This window comes from Synechocystis sp. LEGE 06083, from assembly GCF_015207725.1.
In the GTDB taxonomy this organism is placed as follows: Bacteria; Cyanobacteriota; Cyanobacteriia; order Cyanobacteriales; family Microcystaceae; genus Synechocystis; species Synechocystis salina.
Genome location: NZ_JADEWJ010000035.1, coordinates 1 through 19,834, shown reverse-complemented (window position 1 = coordinate 19,834; position 19,834 = coordinate 1). Strand labels below are relative to the sequence as shown.

The 19,834-nt window shown below is 49.6% G+C and carries 18 protein-coding genes, 2 tRNA genes, 1 pseudogene and 1 riboswitch; of the genes and pseudogenes, 11 read left to right on the top strand and 10 right to left on the bottom strand.

Going from position 1 to position 19,834, the window contains the following annotated elements:
- Positions 1–76: 76 nt before the first annotated feature.
- Positions 77–1,762 (top strand): DUF697 domain-containing protein, encoded by a 1,686-nt coding sequence (locus tag IQ219_RS04515; protein ID WP_194071862.1) that lies wholly within the window; start codon positions 77–79, stop codon positions 1,760–1,762.
- A gap of 128 nt (positions 1,763–1,890) precedes the next feature.
- On the opposite strand, the gene IQ219_RS04510 is transcribed toward IQ219_RS04515, so the two are convergent.
- Entirely contained in the window at positions 1,891–2,715 is an 825-nt protein-coding gene (locus tag IQ219_RS04510; RefSeq protein ID WP_194071861.1) for a photosystem II manganese-stabilizing polypeptide, read from the bottom strand.
- A gap of 276 nt (positions 2,716–2,991) precedes the next feature.
- On the opposite strand from IQ219_RS04510, the gene IQ219_RS04505 reads away from it, so the two are divergent.
- Positions 2,992–3,318 carry a hypothetical protein gene (locus tag IQ219_RS04505; RefSeq protein WP_199309739.1) on the top strand — a complete coding sequence of 109 codons (327 nt, stop codon included), beginning with the start codon at positions 2,992–2,994 and terminating at the stop codon, positions 3,316–3,318.
- A 62-nt stretch (positions 3,319–3,380) separates the two neighbouring features.
- On the opposite strand, the gene IQ219_RS04500 is transcribed toward IQ219_RS04505, so the two are convergent.
- A tRNA-Gln gene (locus tag IQ219_RS04500) sits at positions 3,381–3,452 on the bottom strand.
- A gap of 220 nt (positions 3,453–3,672) precedes the next feature.
- Positions 3,673–4,119 carry a hypothetical protein gene (locus tag IQ219_RS04495; protein WP_228016706.1) on the bottom strand — a complete coding sequence of 149 codons (447 nt, stop codon included), beginning with the start codon at positions 4,117–4,119 and terminating at the stop codon, positions 3,673–3,675.
- A gap of 107 nt (positions 4,120–4,226) precedes the next feature.
- On the opposite strand from IQ219_RS04495, the gene aroA reads away from it, so the two are divergent.
- Positions 4,227–5,570 carry a 3-phosphoshikimate 1-carboxyvinyltransferase gene (gene aroA / locus IQ219_RS04490; RefSeq protein WP_194071860.1) on the top strand — a complete coding sequence of 448 codons (1,344 nt, stop codon included), beginning with the start codon at positions 4,227–4,229 and terminating at the stop codon, positions 5,568–5,570.
- Positions 5,571–5,585: 15 nt separating this feature from the next.
- On the opposite strand, the gene IQ219_RS04485 is transcribed toward aroA, so the two are convergent.
- Positions 5,586–7,190 (bottom strand): radical SAM protein, encoded by a 1,605-nt coding sequence (locus tag IQ219_RS04485; RefSeq protein ID WP_194071859.1) that lies wholly within the window; start codon positions 7,188–7,190, stop codon positions 5,586–5,588.
- Positions 7,191–7,270: 80 nt separating this feature from the next.
- On the bottom strand, positions 7,271–7,738 hold the full coding sequence (locus tag IQ219_RS04480) for a hypothetical protein (RefSeq protein WP_190598696.1): 468 nt from the start codon (positions 7,736–7,738) through the stop codon (positions 7,271–7,273).
- Between the two features lie 219 nt (positions 7,739–7,957).
- On the opposite strand from IQ219_RS04480, the gene IQ219_RS04475 reads away from it, so the two are divergent.
- From IQ219_RS04475 to IQ219_RS04450, 6 genes are all read left to right on the top strand, one after another.
- Positions 7,958–8,029: transfer RNA gene (locus IQ219_RS04475), tRNA-Asn, on the top strand.
- Between the two features lie 155 nt (positions 8,030–8,184).
- Entirely contained in the window at positions 8,185–8,352 is a 168-nt protein-coding gene (locus IQ219_RS20495) for a DUF4236 domain-containing protein (protein ID WP_194071858.1), read from the top strand.
- A gap of 276 nt (positions 8,353–8,628) precedes the next feature.
- Positions 8,629–8,724: riboswitch (TPP riboswitch) on the top strand.
- 7 nt (positions 8,725–8,731) lie between these two features.
- Complete coding sequence (gene thiC / locus IQ219_RS04465; RefSeq protein ID WP_194071857.1) at positions 8,732–10,111, top strand: phosphomethylpyrimidine synthase; 1,380 nt, start codon at positions 8,732–8,734, stop codon at positions 10,109–10,111.
- A gap of 190 nt (positions 10,112–10,301) precedes the next feature.
- A complete protein-coding gene (locus IQ219_RS04460; RefSeq protein ID WP_194020644.1) occupies positions 10,302–11,258 on the top strand; it encodes a YihY/virulence factor BrkB family protein in 957 nt (318 codons plus the stop codon).
- Between the two features lie 166 nt (positions 11,259–11,424).
- Complete coding sequence (locus IQ219_RS04455) at positions 11,425–12,171, top strand: TrmJ/YjtD family RNA methyltransferase (RefSeq protein ID WP_194071856.1); 747 nt, start codon at positions 11,425–11,427, stop codon at positions 12,169–12,171.
- A gap of 170 nt (positions 12,172–12,341) precedes the next feature.
- Positions 12,342–13,826 carry a serine hydrolase gene (locus tag IQ219_RS04450; protein WP_194071855.1) on the top strand — a complete coding sequence of 495 codons (1,485 nt, stop codon included), beginning with the start codon at positions 12,342–12,344 and terminating at the stop codon, positions 13,824–13,826.
- Positions 13,827–13,832: 6 nt separating this feature from the next.
- Here the strand turns inward: IQ219_RS04450 and ppk1 are convergent, their stop codons facing one another.
- The 5 genes from ppk1 to minC all read right to left on the bottom strand — a co-directional run bounded on the left by ppk1 (position 13,833) and on the right by minC (position 18,580).
- Positions 13,833–16,013 (bottom strand): polyphosphate kinase 1, encoded by a 2,181-nt coding sequence (gene ppk1, locus IQ219_RS04445; protein WP_194071854.1) that lies wholly within the window; start codon positions 16,011–16,013, stop codon positions 13,833–13,835.
- Positions 16,014–16,397: 384 nt separating this feature from the next.
- Positions 16,398–16,610, bottom strand: coding sequence for a hypothetical protein (locus tag IQ219_RS04440; protein WP_228016705.1), 213 nt, complete (start codon positions 16,608–16,610; stop codon positions 16,398–16,400).
- A gap of 9 nt (positions 16,611–16,619) precedes the next feature.
- Positions 16,620–16,913, bottom strand: coding sequence for a cell division topological specificity factor MinE (gene minE, locus IQ219_RS04435; RefSeq protein ID WP_190598689.1), 294 nt, complete (start codon positions 16,911–16,913; stop codon positions 16,620–16,622).
- 57 nt (positions 16,914–16,970) lie between these two features.
- Entirely contained in the window at positions 16,971–17,771 is an 801-nt protein-coding gene (gene minD / locus IQ219_RS04430; RefSeq protein WP_194018716.1) for a septum site-determining protein MinD, read from the bottom strand.
- Between the two features lie 65 nt (positions 17,772–17,836).
- Positions 17,837–18,580, bottom strand: a complete 744-nt coding sequence (gene minC / locus IQ219_RS04425) for a septum site-determining protein MinC (RefSeq protein WP_190598687.1) — start codon at positions 18,578–18,580, stop codon at positions 17,837–17,839.
- A 212-nt stretch (positions 18,581–18,792) separates the two neighbouring features.
- Here minC and IQ219_RS04420 point away from each other — a divergent pair, with 212 nt between their 5' ends.
- Positions 18,793–19,425 (top strand): FHA domain-containing protein, encoded by a 633-nt coding sequence (locus tag IQ219_RS04420; RefSeq protein WP_190598686.1) that lies wholly within the window; start codon positions 18,793–18,795, stop codon positions 19,423–19,425.
- Positions 19,426–19,485: 60 nt separating this feature from the next.
- Positions 19,486–19,834, top strand: a pseudogene (locus IQ219_RS04415) (hypothetical protein); the annotation flags it as partial.

Sequence of the window (19,834 nt, the reverse complement as noted above, 5' to 3'; positions counted from 1 at the left end):
CCTAGGCACTGCGTTGCCACTGTTATGATCAAGGCTCAATGCCAAGCATTGTCTTGGAATTTTTCCCTTTTTGCCCATGCCCCTGCCCCGTTTACTGACCATTGTCCTCGCTGTGAGCTTCATTTTGGGGATGGTGATTTGGCTCATCGACGCCATTCTGAGGCTCTACTCCCAGGTGGCTTGGACTTCTCCTTTTTTGGCCAACATTGTCATTTTGCTAGTGATTGGGGTGCTGGCCCTGTTAATTGCTACTTTTTTTTACTATTTCAACCTAGCCAACCAGCCCAAAGATACTGCCGCTAAAAAACGGCGACGCATTAAATTACCAGAGCAAAAAAACGAAACAGCGGCGGCCAATCTACAAGCAGTGCGGCGGCAGATGCAGCAAATTCAAGACCAGGTGGCCCAAAAAGCTTTGCTGGAAAAAACCCGCTTAATTGAAGCCCAGTTGCAACGGGGTAATTTGAACCTGGTGGTATTTGGCACAGGGGCGGCGGGCAAAACCTCTTTGGTTAATGCCTTATTAGGGCAAATTCAGGGGGAAGTGGCCCCCACCATGGGCACCACGATCGCCGGAGAGAAATATTACCTTTACCTGGATGGGGTCAGTCGGGACTTGGAAATCACCGATACACCGGGCATTTTGGAGGCGGGGGTGCGCGGTACCGAACGGGAAACGGCAGCTCGGCAATTGGCCACGGAGGCGGACCTACTTTTGTTTGTGGTGGATAATGACCTGCGCCAGTCCGAATATGAACCCCTCAGGGCCCTGGCTAAAATTGGCAAGAGATCTCTGCTAATTCTCAATAAAGCTGATTTATATCCCCCCGATGAGGTAGAGATCTTATTGCAAACCCTCCGGCAACGGGTCAAAGCCTTTATTCCCCCGGAAGATGTGTTGGCGATCGCCGCCCGACCCCAGGATGTAGCCATTCAACCGGGATTACTGATGAGGCCAGAGCCGGAAATTGAGCCTTTGGTCAAACGTTTAGTCGCCGTATTGCGTAGTGATGGGGACGATTTGATGGCGGATAATATCCTGTTGCAATCCCAACGGCTAGGGGAGGAAGCTAGGCAAATTATCGAGCAACAACGGCAACGGGAAGCGATGAAAATCATTGACCGTTATCAGTGGATTGGGGCCGGGGCCATTGCGGTTACGCCTCTGCCGGTGATTGATTTGTTGGCCACTACGGCCATCAACGCCCAGATGGTAGTGGAAATTGGTCGGGTCTATGGCTGTGAAATTGACGGCGATCGGGGCAAAGAATTAGCAATTTCCCTGGGTAAAACCTTTGTGGGGCTAGGTATTGTCAAAGGGGCGGTGGAGTTGATGGCCCAGGCCATGCAGTTGCAACTCACCACCTACATCATCGGTAAAGCTATCCAGGGGGTCACAGCGGCTTATCTGACTCGCATTGCTGGCAAAAGTTTTATTCAATATTTCCGCCAGGATCAGGATTGGGGCGATGGCGGTGTGGCCCAGGTGGTGGAACAACAATTTCAACTCAGCCGCAAAGATGAATTCATTCAGGCCTTCGTCAAACAGGCGATCGCCAAAGTGGTGGAACCCCTGGAAGATTTTTGGGGTAAAGAGACGGTTGAAAATACCCCAGAACAGCTAGAACCATTGCCAGAACTAGAAAATTTAATCACCCTGGAAGAAGAATTAATCGAAGCCACTTTGCCAGAACCAGAAGTTTACCAAAGCCGTTACGCCGATTGGCATAGCCCTCCACCCCAACGCCAGGATGACTGGTAATTAACCCATGGCAGAAGAATTGTAAAAACTACAAACTCATAAAAAAGACGACCACCCCAACGGCGATCGCCAAATCATTCAGCTCGTCAAAGTAACCGACTAAAACCAGTCAGCTACCAAAGCAAAAATTAAGCATCGGTGTCAACCCGACCGTAGAAAATACCCCGGACTTTCACATCAAGGGGTTCCTTCGCACCCAAATCAGTGTCGGAAGGCTGTTCACTTTCAAAAATACCGGCAATTTCCCCAGTGGAACCGTCCACTTGGGTTACCTGTAAGGAAAGGGTACCTTTACCCAGGGGAGTTTCCTTCTTATTGGTGCTGAAGTTATCCGCCGCTGAAGGCAGAGCCACCGCATTGTCATAGCCAGTGTAAAGACCCCGGGCTTTGGGATCCAAGAAACCAGCTCCCCGGTAGGAGGGCACATTGAAATTGCCGACAAAATCCGTGGAACTGTTGATGGAAGTGAAACCGGACTCCGTTGTACCAGTGAAATTTTTCACCGTGAAAAAGAAAGGTACCTCTTCACCACCGGGTAATAACACCGTAATCGGTTGGAAATCAATCCCATCCTTTTCTTTAAAAGTCAGCGTGCCATCGGCGGCCACGGCAATGGTGCCTCGGATCTGTTCCAGGCTGGTGGTTTGACGGGTCAAGACCTTACCTTTAACGTATTCAGGCTTTTGGCGTTTATTAATGGGTTCTTCCTTAACAAAGTACTCCTGGGGCTCCATACAGAAGTCGGAAACAAAATATTTACTATTTGCTTCCACCTCGATGGTGCCTCTGGTGAAGGAAGAAATTTCAGGGCAAACGTTAGCTAGGCCCGTATTTAGAATGTCATCGTAGGTAAGCTGGCTCTTATCAACCGCAAAGGCACTGCCGCTATATAAAAACGTTAGTAGTCCAAAGCAGACTGAAAGCAAAGCCACAATAGACGGACGAAACCTCATGGTTTAACCTCGCTTAAGTCAATCTCAAATTTTTTGTCTTTTTCAGGCCTTGTCCGGCTCCAGACTTACACGGATGCAACCCTAGGGATTATGGACAAAATAGGCATATTTTAACGAGATCCACTCTACCAAACTTTCGTTACCTTACCAGTCATCTCGCCGGAAGGGACATTTCCCCAGGGGGTCAGAGCAAGGCCTTGGCCACAAACCACTATCATTTGGGTTGGTGTTTGTTTGCGAACAGCCCATCTGCCTAACTGAGCTTTATTGGAATCAATGGAATCGATCAACCAAAAATTATGTCTAACTCCTGAGTTAGAAGCCCTCATGACCACCACCGAGGCCCTGGCGGAAGATTACCAGGACGACCATGACCGTTTGCTACAGCTCCTTAGGGTTTTGGAATCTCTCCACCGTCGCATTCGCATCGACTATTTTGAACCGGCCTTGCCCAATACCCGTCGGGGTTTATATGGCCTACTGAGAGACATAGAAGAAAGTGGTGGCTGGCCCTACATTGAACGGGGTAAGCTGAGTCATTTCATCAAGAATTTACAGGAAAGCCTGGAGCAGGAGGTGGAGTCCCTGGGGGAACTAGATTAAACTCACCCCCCTGGGGTAACGGCAACATGGGGAAGGAGGAAAAAGTCTGAACCCTATTAGAACTGGGGTGCTAGGATTCGAACCTAGGAATGGCGGGACCAAAACCCGCTGCCTTACCACTTGGCTACACCCCATTGATTAACCTTTGTTATTCTACCAGCACCATTCCAAGTTCTGTCAAGCTCCCCTGAAAAATTTGCGGCCGGGGCGGGAACAATGATTTTGGTCTAGGGCTCCTGGGGGAAGAACAATTGCTACATGGTCAGATGGATGGGGCAAGAGAAGGGGACGGGAGTTAAGGAAAACGGGCTGCCTCCCGCAATTATGGGGAGACAATGCCCTACTACTGATCAACTAAAAAGTACCGAGGGGAAAACCAGAACCTGTTTGCTTGGGTTCCCCAGAAGAGCTTCGCTGCCAATCATTTTCTTCTTTGATTTGACTACTGCGGTCATTGACACTCAAGGGAGGGGTGTTGGTGGTGTTAATTTCCAACAAGGTTTGGGAATCAGTCCCCGTATTTTGCTCGGGGAACCAATCTTCTACTTGACGTTCCTGGAGGCCATCAAGGTCGTTAATATTGCCCGTGGCTGGTAAGTCTTCGGGGAAAGGTTCCACTGGGTTATAGGATTGGGCTGCAACGGTGCTGGGAGAACCAATCACAAAAACGGTGCCGGCAAGCAGAACTAATTTCCACGGGGAAGAAAAATGGGATTTCATGGGTTTGGCCTCTGGTCTGGCAATGGTTCCTAGGCGATCGCCTGTCAAGATTAACAAACTGTTCGCCTTTCCACTAACCATGGTAACGATGTTTTTTGCTTCCCTGACCAACCCAGGAAAATTTGGCGGGGGGCAGAAATGCCAATACAATTTAGCTTGGTCTTCCCTGCCCCTAATTTGTCCCCTCCATGGCCCTGCTTTCCCTCAACAATTATCAATCCCACCAACGTTTAACTATTAATCCTCCTGCCCAGGGGGTAGCTTTGACCGGCCGCCTGCGGGTACCTGGGGATAAGTCCATTTCCCATCGAGCCTTAATGTTAGGGGCGATCGCCACCGGAGAAACAATCATCGAAGGACTATTGTTGGGGGAAGATCCCCGTAGTACGGCCCATTGTTTTCGGGCCATGGGAGCGCAAATCAGCGAACTGAATTCAGAAAAAATTATCGTTCAAGGTCGGGGTCTGGGACAGTTGCAGGAACCAAGTACCGTTTTGGACGCTGGTAACTCTGGCACCACCATGAGATTAATGTTGGGCTTACTGGCCGGGCAAAGGGATTGTCTATTCACCGTCACTGGGGATGATTCCCTCCGGCAAAGACCCATGTCGAGGGTAATTCAACCCTTGCAACAAATGGGGGCAAAAATTTGGGCCAGGAATAACGGCAAGTTTGCCCCTTTAGCAGTACAGGGTAGCCAATTAAAACCAATCCATTACCATTCCCCCATTGCTTCAGCCCAGGTGAAGTCCTGCCTGTTACTAGCAGGGTTAACCACTGAGGGGGACACCACCATCACGGAACCAGCCTTGTCCCGGGACCATAGTGAACGAATGTTACAGGCCTTTGGGGCTAAGTTAACTATTGATTCGGCAACCCATAGCGTCACTGTCCACGGCCCGGCGCATTTGACTGGGCAGCGGGTGGTGGTGCCAGGGGACATTAGCTCCGCAGCTTTTTGGTTGGTGGCGGCGTCCATTTTGCCTGGGTCAGAATTGTTGGTGGAAAATGTGGGCATTAACCCCACCAGGACGGGGGTGTTGGAAGTATTGGACCAGATGGGGGCGGACATTACCCCGGAAAATGAACGGTTGGTAACGGGGGAACCAGTGGCAGACCTGCGGGTTAGATCCAGCCGTCTCCGGGGCTGTACCTTTGGCGGTGAGATTATTCCCCGACTGATTGATGAAATTCCCATTTTGGCGGTGGCGGCGGCCTTTGCAGAGGGCACTACCCGCATTGAAGATGCCGCAGAATTGAGGGTGAAAGAGAGCGATCGCCTGGCGGCCATTGCTTCGGAGTTGGGCAAAATGGGGGCCAAGGTCACCGAATTTGCTGATGGGCTGGAAATCCAGGGGGGAATCCCGTTACAGGGGGCAGAAGTGGATAGCTTGACGGATCATCGCATTGCCATGGCTTTGGCGATCGCCGCTTTGGGTAGTGGGGGGCAAACAATCCTCAACCGGGCGGAAGCGGCCGCTATTTCCTATCCAGAGTTTTTTGCCACCCTGGGGGAAGTTGCCCAAGGATAAATAGACTTAAAAGAATCAAAAAAACTCCTGGGCGGTTTGTAAATGTTTTATCAACGTGGTTTGGGGCAAAGGGCCCAGTAAATGTTGCCAGGGGAGTTGATCTGTGATTGACCAATCGGCATGGACCGTATCCGTTAAGCTCGGTAATTGTCCCTTCAATTCCTTAAAGGCCCGCTTAAAACTGCCCAACGTGTCTCCGTAATGGCGAGTGAGTAGAAGTAATGGGGCCAAACGGCGATCGCCACGGGAAATTAAAGCCTGCATCACTGACCAGTTATAGCTTTCGGGGCGAAAATCAATGCCTAAGGGACGCAGATTTTTCTGTAAAAATTGCAGACGCTCTTTGGCTTCTGGGTTGACCCCATACCATTGGAAAGGGGTGTGGGCCTTAGGCACAAATGTGCTACAGCCAAAGGTGAGGCGTAAACCGGGGGCGACTTTTTTCACCTGTTTTAATAAAGCTACCGTGGCTTCCACGTCCCCCATGGTTTCCCCTGGCACCCCCACCATGCCGTAGAATTTTAGCCCCTGTAATCCCCCCGCCTGGGCCCGTTGAGCAGCAGTGAGAATTTCCTCATTGGTTAGTTTTTTGTTGATAATTTGTCGTAACTTTTCCGAGCCACTTTCAATGGCAATGGTTAAGGATTTGGTGCCCCGCTTAGCTAAGGTTTGGGCCAATTTTTCATCCACCGTATTGGTTCGTACCGAGGCAATGCTGAGCCGCACGTGGTCAAATTCGGGTTTGCCTAGGTAATCTAACAATTGGCCAAATTCCGGATGTTGAGTGACGGAAGCTCCCAATAATCCCAGGCGATCGCTCACCTGTAAACCTCGTTCAATGGCGGGCAGTAAAGACTTTTCCGTATCCGCCGGCCGAAAGGGCAACGTCAAATAACTAGCGAGGCAAAAGCGACACATTTCGGGGCAACTGCGTACCACTTCCACCATGAAAATATTTTCCCAAGCGGCTTTTTCCGTCACCACTGTCGAAGCAGAGAGGACATTGCCCCGGTAGGTTTGCTTGCTCACCTGGGCCGGAATGGCGGTGACGCTGGGGTGGATGTGACTAATTTTGCCCTCAGCGGATTCGTAACTCACCTCGTACAAATTGGGCACATAAATGCCGGGAATTTGGGCCAGTTTTTCTAGTTTTTCCTCCCTGGAACAGGGCCGTATTGCCTGGTAGCCATCAATGAAATCTGGTATTAAATTTTCCCCATCCCCCAACAAAATGAGGTCAAAAAAGTCGGCAAAGGGTTCCGGGTTAGCTGTCAGCACCGGGCCGCCCCCAAATACTAACGGATCCCCGGGGCCCCGCTCCTTAGCCAGCAGGGGAATCTGCAACTGTTCCAACAGGGTCAAAATATTGCTGTAGTCCAACTCCCAAGAAAAAGAAAAACCAAGCAACTCTGGCGATCGGGGTAAAGTTTCTTGGGCATCGGTGAAAAGGCGACTCACCTGCACATCGGTTCGTTGGGCCAAGGTTGACCAAATCACTTGGTAGCCCAAACTGGTAATGCCCACACTATAAATGTTAGGAAAGGCGAAAATTAACGGCACTGCATCAGCTTGGGGGGAAGCAGGGGTAAACAGTAGCCTTTCGGCCTGGGCTTGGTGCATAAATCAGAATACTTAGTTGAATCAATGGCGGATCAAAAATATGGCCACGGCGATCGCCAGGGGATTAGGAGTTAGGGGACTTAATGGTAAATTTCCAAATGCAACACATAATGGCCTAAGCACTCCTGGGCGGCCCAGAGTTCATATTCCACCCGCAAAAATTCCGGTAATGGGGACCCCTGTAAGGTAATGTCCCTAGTGTAATTCCGTAACTGGAAGGAATCGCTCAGGTGTCTTTCCTGCTCATTGAGCCAATAGCGGCTAATGCCATAAACTCCCTGCTCCCAAAAATGACGATAGGAAAATTGACTATTGCCCTGGCGAGTCAGCACAATGCGCCGGGGAGAGAGTTCTAACCACAGTAACTGAGCTGTGGATGGCCCTTGTTGGTCCCTGCCGGGACTTTGCTCCTGTTCTTGGTGCAGTAGGAGATGAAAGCGGTTCAAATCCTTTTGGTAGAGGGTAGCGGCGGTCTCCAGGGTGGAAAGAATGGGCAAATCAGTGGAAATAAGCGATAGGCAAACCGGACGACGGTGGTGGGTCAACATAAAACTTGACGGGTGAGGAGAGAAAAATCAGGCTGTTCAGCCATGCAATGGCAAACAAGATTCTGCTTCAGCATAGCGGTCAACATTGGCCCCCTGCCATAGGGCGATTGAGACAAATTGGACTCAAGCTGGGAGCCTGCCCAGAAATTTGAGATTTTTTTAAAAAGGGGCTTGTGTAAACGAACTTGTAGTTGCTATGATGTTGAATCGTTGAGTCAATCCTCGGTAGCTCAGTGGTAGAGCGGTCGGCTGTTAACCGATTGGTCGTAGGTTCGAATCCTACCCGGGGAGTTCTTTGGTGCATACTCTATACAATAATATTAAAAATAGCCTCGACTATGTTGGGTGGTAATTAGCATTTGGAGCTGTTTCCTGAATGTTGTTCTTTGGTCCTGCAGTAGACTAGAATCGAGCCATTCTGGCTTTTAGTTGGATGGTAGAGCTAAATGAGATTCAGGTTCAGAAAGTCGATCAAAATAGCGCCTGGCATTAGGTTAAATCTAGACAAAAGTGGAACTAGCTTGTCCATCGAGGGTAGAGGATCGACAGCTAATATAAGCGAGAGGGGAGTTCGCGGCACTTACAGCATTCCTGGTAGAGGCATCAATTTCTAGCAAAAGTAGAAAAGCTGGCAGTTCTCATTTAAACAATAGGTCGGCCTATAGGGAACTACTCCGACGACAAAAAGAGCAAGAAACGCAAAAAATATTAGAGAGTTTCAAGAAAGTAATGAAAGCCGCCAGTTGCGTAACAACTTTTCAAAATCTCATTAGCCAACATTCTCTATGATCTCATATCATTATCTACTTGACACTCTCGTGTAATCTGCTGTTTTTATTGGTTAAGTGAGGACCTTCCCTTCTAGTCCCTCAAAAAATGATGCTAAAATTTGCCATAGCTAGGGGTGTCTAGATGGCTAGGCTGAGAAAAACCCTTAGAACCTGAGACTGGGTAATACCAGCGGAGGGAAGCTCACCATTCGAGGAAATTTGTATGCGAACTGCTTGGGTTGCTAAGCGCCAGGGACAAACCAATGTTTCCCAGATGCATTATGCCCGCAAAGGGGTGATCACCGAGGAAATGGATTATGTGGCGAAGCGAGAGAATCTGCCCGTTGAGTTGATTAAAGACGAAGTGGCCCGGGGACGTATGATTATCCCCGCCAACATCAACCACACCAATCTGGAACCGATGGCGATCGGCATTGCTTCCAAATGTAAAGTTAACGCCAACATTGGTGCTTCCCCCAACTCTTCCAACATTGATGAGGAAGTGGAAAAATTACTGCTATCAGTCAAGTATGGTGCTGATACGGTAATGGATCTATCCACCGGCGGCGGTGACTTAGATGTGATTCGTACAGCCATCATCAATGCTTCCCCCGTCCCTATTGGTACCGTACCCATTTACCAAGCTCTGGAGAGTGTCCACGGTAGCATTGAAAATCTGACCCCCGATGACTTTCTCCACATCATCGAAAAGCATGCCCAGCAAGGGGTGGATTATATGACCATCCATGCGGGATTACTGATCGAGTATTTACCCCTAGTGAAGTCTCGCATTACCGGCATTGTTTCCCGGGGGGGAGGCATTATAGCCAAATGGATGTTGCACCACCACAAGCAAAATCCCCTCTATACCCACTTTGACGAGATTATCGAAATCTTCAAAAAGTATGATGTTTCCTTCAGTTTGGGGGATTCTCTACGCCCCGGTTGTACCCATGATGCTTCCGATGACGCCCAATTGTCTGAACTAAAAACCTTGGGCCAATTGACCCGACGGGCTTGGGAGCATGACGTGCAGGTCATGGTCGAAGGCCCCGGCCATGTACCCATCGACCAAATTGAGTTCAACGTTAAAAAGCAAATGGAAGAGTGCAGTGAAGCACCATTCTATGTCTTGGGTCCCTTAGTGACGGACATTGCCCCCGGTTATGACCACATTACCTCCGCCATCGGAGCGGCGATCGCCGGTTGGCATGGTACTGCTATGTTGTGTTACGTCACCCCCAAAGAACACTTAGGTTTACCCAATGCCGAAGATGTCCGCAACGGTTTGATTGCCTATAAAATTGCTGCCCACGCCGCCGACATTGCCCGCCATCGCCCAGGGGCCAGGGACCGAGATGATGAGCTTTCCAAGGCTCGCTACAACTTTGACTGGAATCGCCAGTTTGAGTTAGCCCTAGACCCGGAACGGGCCAAGGAGTACCACGACGAAACCCTACCGGCAGACATTTACAAAACCGCTGAATTTTGCTCCATGTGTGGGCCCAAGTTCTGCCCCATGCAAACCAAAGTTGATGCGGAAATGCTGGAAGACCTAGAGCAGTTTCTTGCTAAGGACAAGGAAGTGGTGTCCCAGCGGTAACCATGGGTTTTTCCCCTACCGAGGATAATTAACTATCCTAGGTAGAGGTGGGCCAAATCCGGTCTAAAAATTTCCTCCAACTCGAGCGATTTCGATACAGTTTGGGTCAGTGTATCTTCCCATTGGGGAGAGACTGGAAATCAGACCGATTTGGGTCCACCTTGGTAATTTTTTCATTTTTATCTGATTGATGGGGAATAATTTCGCCCAACTGAAGCGGTTAATTAACTTTTTTCGGACTGTGATTTTACCAGCCCGCATCAGTCAGTTGATATTACAAACATTTCTGAAATGGCAAAAGGATAACTGCATGGACATGGGGGCCGCCCTAGCCTACTATGCCCTGTTTTCCCTTTTCCCCATCTGCCTTGTCATGTTGAGTATTGCTGGTAGGTTGTTGGGATCAGAATCAAACTATTATTTGCAACTAATTAGCTTTGCCCAAAATATTTTGCCAGAACAACCTTTTACGGTTTTTCAGCAGGCATTGACCAATCTTAATCAAAGTAGCTTTAGTGCTGGGATCATCGGTTTTGGTATTTTAGTGCTAACTTCTAGCCGGATTTTTGATGCCCTTAATCAAAGTGTTAGTAAAATCTGGGCTGTGGTTCATCGACCCAAGGAAAATGCCGGGGTTAAACAACATGCTTTTAATTTTATTAGAAATAAGATTCTGGCTTTCTTGCTTGTGTTAAGCACGGTGATGGTGTTTTTATTGTCTATATTTGCTAACCTGGCTGCCAAAATTATTCTGACTGTTTTAGGAGAGTTTGAACAATCCATTCCTTGGATTACCTTTGATAGCTTGGCGTTAATTACTACCCTCCAGACTGGCATTTCCTATTTTGTTATTACCGCAGTTATTATCACGTTGTTTAAAGTTTTGCCTCCGACTCGTCTGCAATGGTGGGATATTTTTCCTGGAGCAATTTTGACTGCTGCTGCCATGATGGTTTTACAAAATGCGGTTGGTAGTGGCATCATTCGCATTGGAGAAAATTTGCAGGCCTACGGTGTGGTGGGCAATGTAATGGTATTGTTGCTGTGGATTTATTTGATTTTTCAAGTATTTTTTATTGGTTGTGAATTTACCTTTGTATTTACCTATATTTTTGGTAGTCGCCACCAGAAGGAAAAGCCATTTTAGGATTGGATAAATACATTTTTCACTTTTTGTTAAAGTCTCAAATATGGATCAAGTGAACGAAGAATTGAGGCGTAATTTTATCGATATTTGTAGAGTGTATTGAAAATTTCCACCATTGTCGCCCGCGAATTTAAAACTTCATCTAAAACTTTTGGAGGATACTAATTTGGAAAATATTGCCATTGTGGTGGTGGAGCCCCAGGGAGAAAGAAATTTAGGGGCGATCGCCAGGGCTATGAAGAATATGGGTTTAGGGGAATTAATTTTAGTCAATCCCCGTTGCGATTATCAGAGTGTTGAGGCCCAAACCATGGCAGTCCATGCCAAAGAAGTTCTAGCCCAAGCGAGGGTGGTGGATGATTTGGCCACAGCCCTAGGCGATCGCCAGCGCATCATTGCCACCAGTGCCCGGGAGCGAATTTTGCAATCTCCCATGGAAACCCCCCGCGAAGCATTGCCTTGGTTGCTGGCCCCGAATTTAAAAAGTGCCCTCGTGTTTGGCCGGGAAGACAGTGGCCTCAGTAACGAAGAACTCAACCAAGCCCACCGTTTTGTCCGTATCCCCGTCCATCCCCAATATCCTTCCTTGAACCTTTCCCAAGCGGTGATGGTCTGTACTTATGAGCTGTACCAAGCTAACCTGGCCATGGGGACAGACAATCAAGCCCCAGGCGATCGCCAGGAGGATGGGTCAATGGTGCCCTTAGCCACCAACGGTCAATTGGATAGTTACTGTCAGCACTTGGAGAAAACTTTGCTCAATATCCAAGTTTTATATCCCCACACCGCCCCTAGCAAAATGGCGAAATTACGCAGAATTTATCAGCGAGCCGCACTAAACAGCGAAGAAGTGGCCCTATTGCGGGGAATTTTGGGACAAATTGATTGGCTAGCGCAACAAATTAAACTTTAAATTAGTCATCCCGAGCAACCAAAGGGGGGATTGTGATGGCCTGGCCAATAAACTTTTGCCAAGTTCTTGTCCTGTATGGGTGCTTCGTTTTAGAGTGTTGAACTAATGGAAAGGCCGCTCCCCCCTTAATGACCGATCCTCCTCTGGGTTAATGCCCCTCCAGCCTCACCATGATTACTTCTATGCCCCGCCGTCCTAAGTCTCGCCGCGCCCAACGCCGTAATCTCCGGGTTATCTCCGGTATATCCACTCCCCCCATCGGCGCCACCGTTCCGGAGGTTGGGGAACAGGCCGATGCTTCCATAGAAACAGATCAGAAACAATCAAGCCCAAAGCCAGGGGAAACCAAGGTCAACCCCCTGAAGGTGGTCAGCTCCACCGAGGTGAAATCCGTGGGCAAGGGCAAAAATGTCAGCCCCCGGCCCCGTAAACCGAGTAAACCCCTCAGTTGGTGGCAAAAGAGTTTGTTGACGTCTGTTCGTCTTGGCATTGTGGGCATTGGCATCGGGGCGATCGCCGGTACGGCCATTACCACCTTTAGCCCCACCAAATTTATCCAGGGAGACCAGGATGACGCCCCCTTGGCCACAGCGAAGGATCCCCATCAAGCCCAGGCGGATCAGCCGGCTATTTATCCCCAAAAGGTGCTAGCTTCCATTGCGGGTTGGGTTACTACAGAAACCGATAAATTGCGGGGAACTCCAGCAACGGCCACACCGGAAACAGCCGAAAACCAGGAAACTACAGCGGCTAGTGCCCCCACGGCGGACTCCAACCAAGTTAAGCCCATCCAAGAGGATCAAGCGTTAACCCAGAAGTTAACTGCCCTGGGTACCTCCAAAGCTCCAGCAATCAACTCCTACTCCTACTTCATCGATGTAGATAACGGCCAATTCGCCAATGCTAAAGGGGACACCCAGCTACCCGCCGCCAGCACCATTAAAATTCCCGTGGCGATCGCCTTTTTTGAAGCGGTGGACCAGGGCAAAATCCAACTCCACGAAGAACTGCCCCTAACGGAAGATGTGATTGTGGGGGAAGCGGGCACGATGCAATACGACGTGGGCAAACGCTCCAGCTATCCGGCCTTGGAAGTGGTGACCAAAATGATTGTCATCAGCGATAACACCGCCACCAATATGTTGATCAAACGGCTGGGGGGTAAGGAATTTCTCAATCAACGCTTTCAGGCATGGCAGATGCCCCAAACGAAAATTAATAATTACCTGCCGGATTTGGAAGGCACCAATACCACCAGTCCCCAGAATTTAGCCCTATTGTTGGTCAAATTGCAGGGAGGGGAATTGTTATCCCTCAAATCCCGCGATCGCCTGTTGAATATCATGCAACAGACCAAAACCCGCACCCTGTTGCCCCAGGGGTTAGAACCAAACGCCCAAATTGCCCATAAAACCGGCGACATTGGCACAGTCATCGGGGATGCGGGCATAGTGGATATGCCCAATGGCAAACGCTATGTGGGAGCAGTGTTGGCCACCCGACCCCATAACGATGTGGCGGGACGTTCACTAATTCAAGATATTTCCCGCACCGCTTACCAGCATTACAAGGGCATTACCCCTCCAGCTAACCCCAGCCAGCCCCCCGCTAAGAAAGAAACTCCCCCAGGGCCCCCGGCGGCTCAGAGCAATTAATCATCCCTAACGTATTTCTGGGTCTTCCGTACTTTCGGCGATCGCCTGGGCCGTGAAAATTGCCTGGGCACTCTGGCTTTGCTCCGGGGAAGCGGGACGACGCTGGACGTAGGTGCCATCGGGTTGTAGCTCCCAAGCTTGGCGATTATCGGCCAAAAGAATGCCCAAAATAGACTGTAATTCCTGTTTGAGATCCAGCTGTTCCACGGGCACCACCGCCTCCACCCGTCGAGTTAGATTACGACTCATCCAATCAGCACTACCAATGTAAATTTCTTCTTCACCGCCATTGTGGAAATAGAAAATGCGGGAGTGCTCCAACAAACGACCAATCACACTGATTACCCGAATATTTTCACTGACATTTTCCACCCCTGGCCGCAGGCAACAAATGCCCCGCACAATTAGATCAATCTGCACCCCGGCCTGGGAAGCGGCATAGAGGGCACGGATAATCTGGGTATCCACCAGGGAATTCATTTTGGCCACAATGCGACCGGTACCCCCATTTAGACAGTGGTCTGCTTCCCGCTCAATCATGGCCACCATTCTTTCCCGCATATTGACGGGGGCCACCAGTAGTTTTTGGTAATCCTTTTGGCGGGAGTAGCCAGTCAGAAAATTAAACAAATTGGTCAGGTCATTGCCCAATTCTGGACGACAGGTAATGAGCCCCAAATCGGTGTAGAGCTTAGCAGTTTTGGGATTGTAATTACCAGTACCAATGTGAACATAACGACGGATATCGGGGCCTTCTTGGCGCACTACTAGTACCGTCTTAGTGTGGGTTTTTAGCCCCACCAATCCATAAACCACATGGACACCGTACTGTTCTAATTTTCTGGCCCAGTTAATGTTATTTTCTTCGTCAAAGCGGGCCTTTAGTTCCACCAACACCGCCACCTGTTTGCCATTTTCCGCCGCTGCAATGAGAGCATTAACAATGGGAGAATCTCCCGAAGTGCGGTACAGGGTCATTTTAATGGTCAATACATGGGGATCGTAGGCCGCTTGGGTAATAAATTGTTGCACCGAAGCGCTGAAGGATTGATAGGGATGGTGAACTAAAATGTCCCCCTGGCGAATCAGGCTGAAAATATCTACCCCTTCCTGCTGGACTCGGCCATTTTCATCTCCGTCGACCAATTCATAGACATTTTTCAAGCGAGGAGGGATCACGGAAGCCCAGGGTTCATCCTTGAGATGGGGAGCAGGCAGAGAAAGGAAAAAGAACAGATCCTTTAATCCCAACAGGCCGTCAATGTCATAAACGTCAATTTCCTCTAGCCCCAAGTCCGTCATCAGGCGATCGCGAATATTTTTGGGAGTCGAAGCATTAATTTCCAGGCGCACAGCGGATTTACCCACCCTACGTTTCCGTAATTCCTCTTCGATCGCCAAGAGTAGATCGTCAGCCTCATCTTCTTCCACTGCAATGTCCGCGTTACGGGTCACCCGAAACAAATGACACTCCTGGATGATCATACCGGGGAAAAGGGAAGCCAAATTGTGGGCAATGACTTGCTCCAGGGGCACACCAGTCCAGATCCATGGCTTGTTGGGATCGGGCTGGCACACATCCTCCGGCAGGGCCACAAAGCGGGGCAGAGTGGGGGGCACTTTCACCCGGGCAAATAATTCTTCGTCCGTGTCGGGATCCCGTACCACCACGCCTAGATTGAGACTGAGGTTGGAAATGTAGGGAAAAGGATGGCTGGGGTCCACCGCCAAGGGGGTTAAAACCGGGAAAATATGGTCATCGTAAAAGCGGTGCAGATAATGCCGTTCTTCCTGACTGAGGTCCACATAATCATTGAGAAAAATCCCCTCCTCGGTCAATTTTTCCTTGAGCACATATTCAAAGACCTGGTTTTGCTGATACACCAGGGGTCGCAGACTTTTGCTAATTTCCTTCAGCTGTTGAGAAGGGGTACGACCATCCGCCGTCAACTTGGTGACATTCGCTTCTACCTGTTGCTTGAGCCCCGCCACCCTCACCATAAAAAATTCGTCCAAGTTGGAGCAAAAAATCGCCAAAAACTTTAGTCTTTCCAACAGGGGAGTGCGGTCGTCCAAACCTTCATGGAGCACCCGTTGATTAAAGGCTAACCAACTTAATTCCCGATTGAAATAGTAATCAGGATCTTTAAAGTTAACGGTGGAGACAGAGGGCATAGCTTGGATCATGGGGGCAAGATGCCAATGGCAGGGGAGAAGACAATGGGGACAATCAGGTTGATCTTACCCCAGCTTAACCTGGTGAAAATTATGGCCAGTTTAAGGTCAGCAGAAATGCACTCACAGTTTTTACCAATATCGGCGTAGGCTTAGCCGGGGATGAATTAGTTACAAAATACCAATAAATGCCATGACCATCGCTCTTGGAATAGCACTCCTACGACCTCCGGTTACATTCGCTAGCATAAATCTCGGAAAAATGAAGGTTCTAATCTAGTAAAAAATCGCCTTAGAAAAGTTTATTGCAGTTATTGTCCAAGGAGATTTTTCTACATTAAGTTCGGAAGTTACTCTACCCTTAATAACTATTTTACTTTGATGAATTGGGAAAAATTATTTTGAAACCTTCTTGAGCAAAATAGCTGCTACCAAAGCGGGAGTACCCCCAATTAAACCGATCGCCAGCCAACGACGGAAATTGCGGCCTTTCCCATAGGCGATCGCCGTGGCGGTGAGCCCCAGTAAGCAATGGGCAGTGCCAAGAATAATAACCTGGGTGGCAATGGGTAAATTGGTCAACGCTGTTAGGGCATCAATATTTAGCAAGACTAACCCCTATCCTTCCTGGGCTTCTGACCGGGCCTTGGTTCGACGCACCCGACGCACCGGCAAATTGGCAATTAAAGCGGTCATCCGTTGGTCACTTTCCAAGGAAAACTCCATCTCCCCAGGGTCAATTTCCACATAGCGACTTACCACTTCCACAATTTCCCGTCGCATTTCCTCCATCATTTCTGGACTGAGTCCCGATCGATCATTGGCGATGACCAGTTTGAGCCTCCGACGGGCATCTTCGCCGCTATTTTTGCCACTCCGGCTAAAGAGCCTTTCAATCAATTCCAAAATCATGCTGGTTTTCGCTCACTGGCTGTTGGGTCATAACGGAAAAAGGGCAAATCCATGGGATTAACCCCCCAAGAGACGACGGCGGATACGGTTGAGTAGGCTATTGTGGGCGGCCATGAAATCCAGAAAGGGAATGTCTTGGCCTTCTAGGCGGCGGGCAATATTTTGGAATGCTAGCCCCGGCACGGATAGCTTTTCTTCCATTACTAAAGGTTCCCCTTTGTTGGTGGAAATAATAATTTTTTGATCGTCCGGCAAAATACCGATAAGGGGCACTGCTAGCAGGTCTAAGATATCCTCCACACTTATCATTTGATTAAGCTGTACCATTTCTGGCCGCAGGCGGTTGACAATCAAACTAATTTTGCCAATGTCCTCCGCTTCCAAAAGACCGATTACCCGGTCCGCATCCCGCACCGCCGACATTTCTGGAGTAGTGACGATGATTGCCTCCTGGGCTGGAGCCACCGCATTGCGAAAACCAGCTTCAATGCCAGCGGGACAGTCGATGATGATGTAGTCAAATTTGTCCTTGAGTTGTTCCACCAGGGACTGCATTTGTTCGGCGTTGATCGCATCCTTTGACCGGTTTTGGGCGGCGGGGAGGAGGACTAAATTGGGCAGACGTTTATCTTTTACCAGGGCTTTATCGATGGTACATTCATCGGCTAAAACGTCGATGGCGGTGTAAACAATGCGTTGTTCTAACCCCAGCAATAAATCCAGATTTCGCAGGCCAAAGTCCGCATCAATCAGGACAACCTTTTTTCCCAATCGAGCTAGGGCCGCTCCCAAATTGGCGGTGGTGGTGGTTTTTCCGACTCCACCTTTGCCCGAAGTGACAACAATAATCCGATTCATAGTTGGCTGATAACGTGCGGTGATAACTTGGACTCGAAACTGTTAGTGGGCAAGGGGTAAAGATTTTAGAAAAGGGCAGAACGCTGAAACTGACGCACCGGGGTCAGACGGATACCTTCTGAAGTAATATAAGCGATTTCGGGCTCGCGACGATCAACGGCATCGGCCCCCACCCTAGCTAGGCGATCGCCAATGCGGATCTGACAGGCGGCCAACCGCAGGATCATAATAACAGCCTGGTCATTGCCTTTCGCACCAGCATGGGCCATACCCCGCAAACAGCCCCAGATAAGGATGTCACCGTCGGCCACAATGCTACTGCCAGGGTTAACGTCACCGATAATGACTACATCTCCACTGTGGCGAATTTCCCCCCCAGAACGGAGAGTATGGCGCACCACCAAAGGTTTGGGAGGCAAGGGAACCTCAGATGGGTCTACCAAGGGCTTGTCGGCCATGGTTTGATCCACGGAAAGGCCTGCACTAGCGGCGGCCACAGCGGTTTGACGACGGTTGGTTTCTACCCATTGCAACGTCAGGTTCTGTTCCTTCAGACCAGCGGCGATCGCCTGGAGTTGTCTGGTGTCCAACAGTTGATTATTCACTGCCAACCGCACCAGGGTCTGGTCTTGCCACCGCCCCGCCATAATACGCAGATAATTGGTCAAACTTTGTTGCAGTTGTTGATGGGAAAACACCAAACTGGGGGAATCGGGGGCCGTCGTTACCGTCGGTAGGGTCAGGGATAATCGGATAAGGTTTTCCTGGGGAGCTAATTGCCACTCAGGGTGGGGGGTGTCGTCACTCATCAAAAAAACTCAGAATTTCACCGTAGGATCGCCCTTTACCTTAGCACTTCACTTTCCCCGACCGTCCTCCCCCCACGGGGGCAATTCAGACTATAGTGGCGGTTTTGTTCACCGGGAGCAAGAACGATGGGAAATACAACTTTTTCGCTAGGATTGATAGAGAATCCTGCCATACCTTGCTTTGGCATCTAATCATTAATCCCCAATTATCTATGGCTGTCTGTCCCACCTGTAACCACACCAATCCAGAAGGGGCCATCCAGTGTGAGGCCTGCTTTACGCCCTTGCCCACCCTGATGCCTTGCCCCCATTGTGGTAGCCCCGTGCAAAGTGATGCTACCTTTTGCGGCAACTGTGGACAGACCATTGACCCCCAGCAATTGGCGGTAACGGCCCCGGAGGAGGAAGAGACCCCCACCCCGATCGCCGTGGCTCCGGAAAATAGCGAACCCATTCCGGCCATTCCCGAAGTTTCTTCCACGCCAGCCCCATTCCCCGTGGGCACCCAACTCCAACCCCAGGGTGCTTCTCTTGTCCATGTGCAGACCCAAACCACGTTGGAAATTCCTGTGGGCATGGCTGTTATCCACGTGGGAAAACCCAACGATAAGGTGCCGCCAGATATTGATGTATCGGGTTTTGCTAATTCCGATGTGGTGTCTAGGGTCCATGCCGATATCCGTCTGGAAGATAATGAGTATTTCCTGGAAGATGTAGGCAGTGCCAATGGCACCTACGTCAATCACACAGCCCTCCCCCCTGGCAATCGTCATTTACTCCGCCCCGGCGATCGCCTTTCTTTGGGCAAAGGGGACTTGGTTACGTTTATCTTCCAGTTGCATTAGGTTGTACCCAACTTTTTTCAGGAATTAAATCCACCATTAAAATCGCAATCCGCTAGGCGCATGGAAATTCCCGTTCGCTATCAGCCTCGTCTTTTAACTCCCGAGGAAAGGGAAGGTTATCTCGATTGGTCTTTAGATTTTTTCACCGACGATCACCTATTGCAAATTCCCTATATTGACTTGACCCTACAGTTGGATGTGACCAATGCCTATGGGGTTTACCAGCGGCACAAGAGCGGCAGGGGCAGTTTTTTTGCCTTTCTCCTCTGGCATTGGATGCAGTGTTTGCAAAACCATTGGGAATTTCGGCTCCGCTATGACAACCAACAATGGTATGTGCTCGATAATCCGCCGGCCATGGTCAGCGTGGCGATCGGAGGCAAACAACTCTTTTCGGAAATGTTGCTGG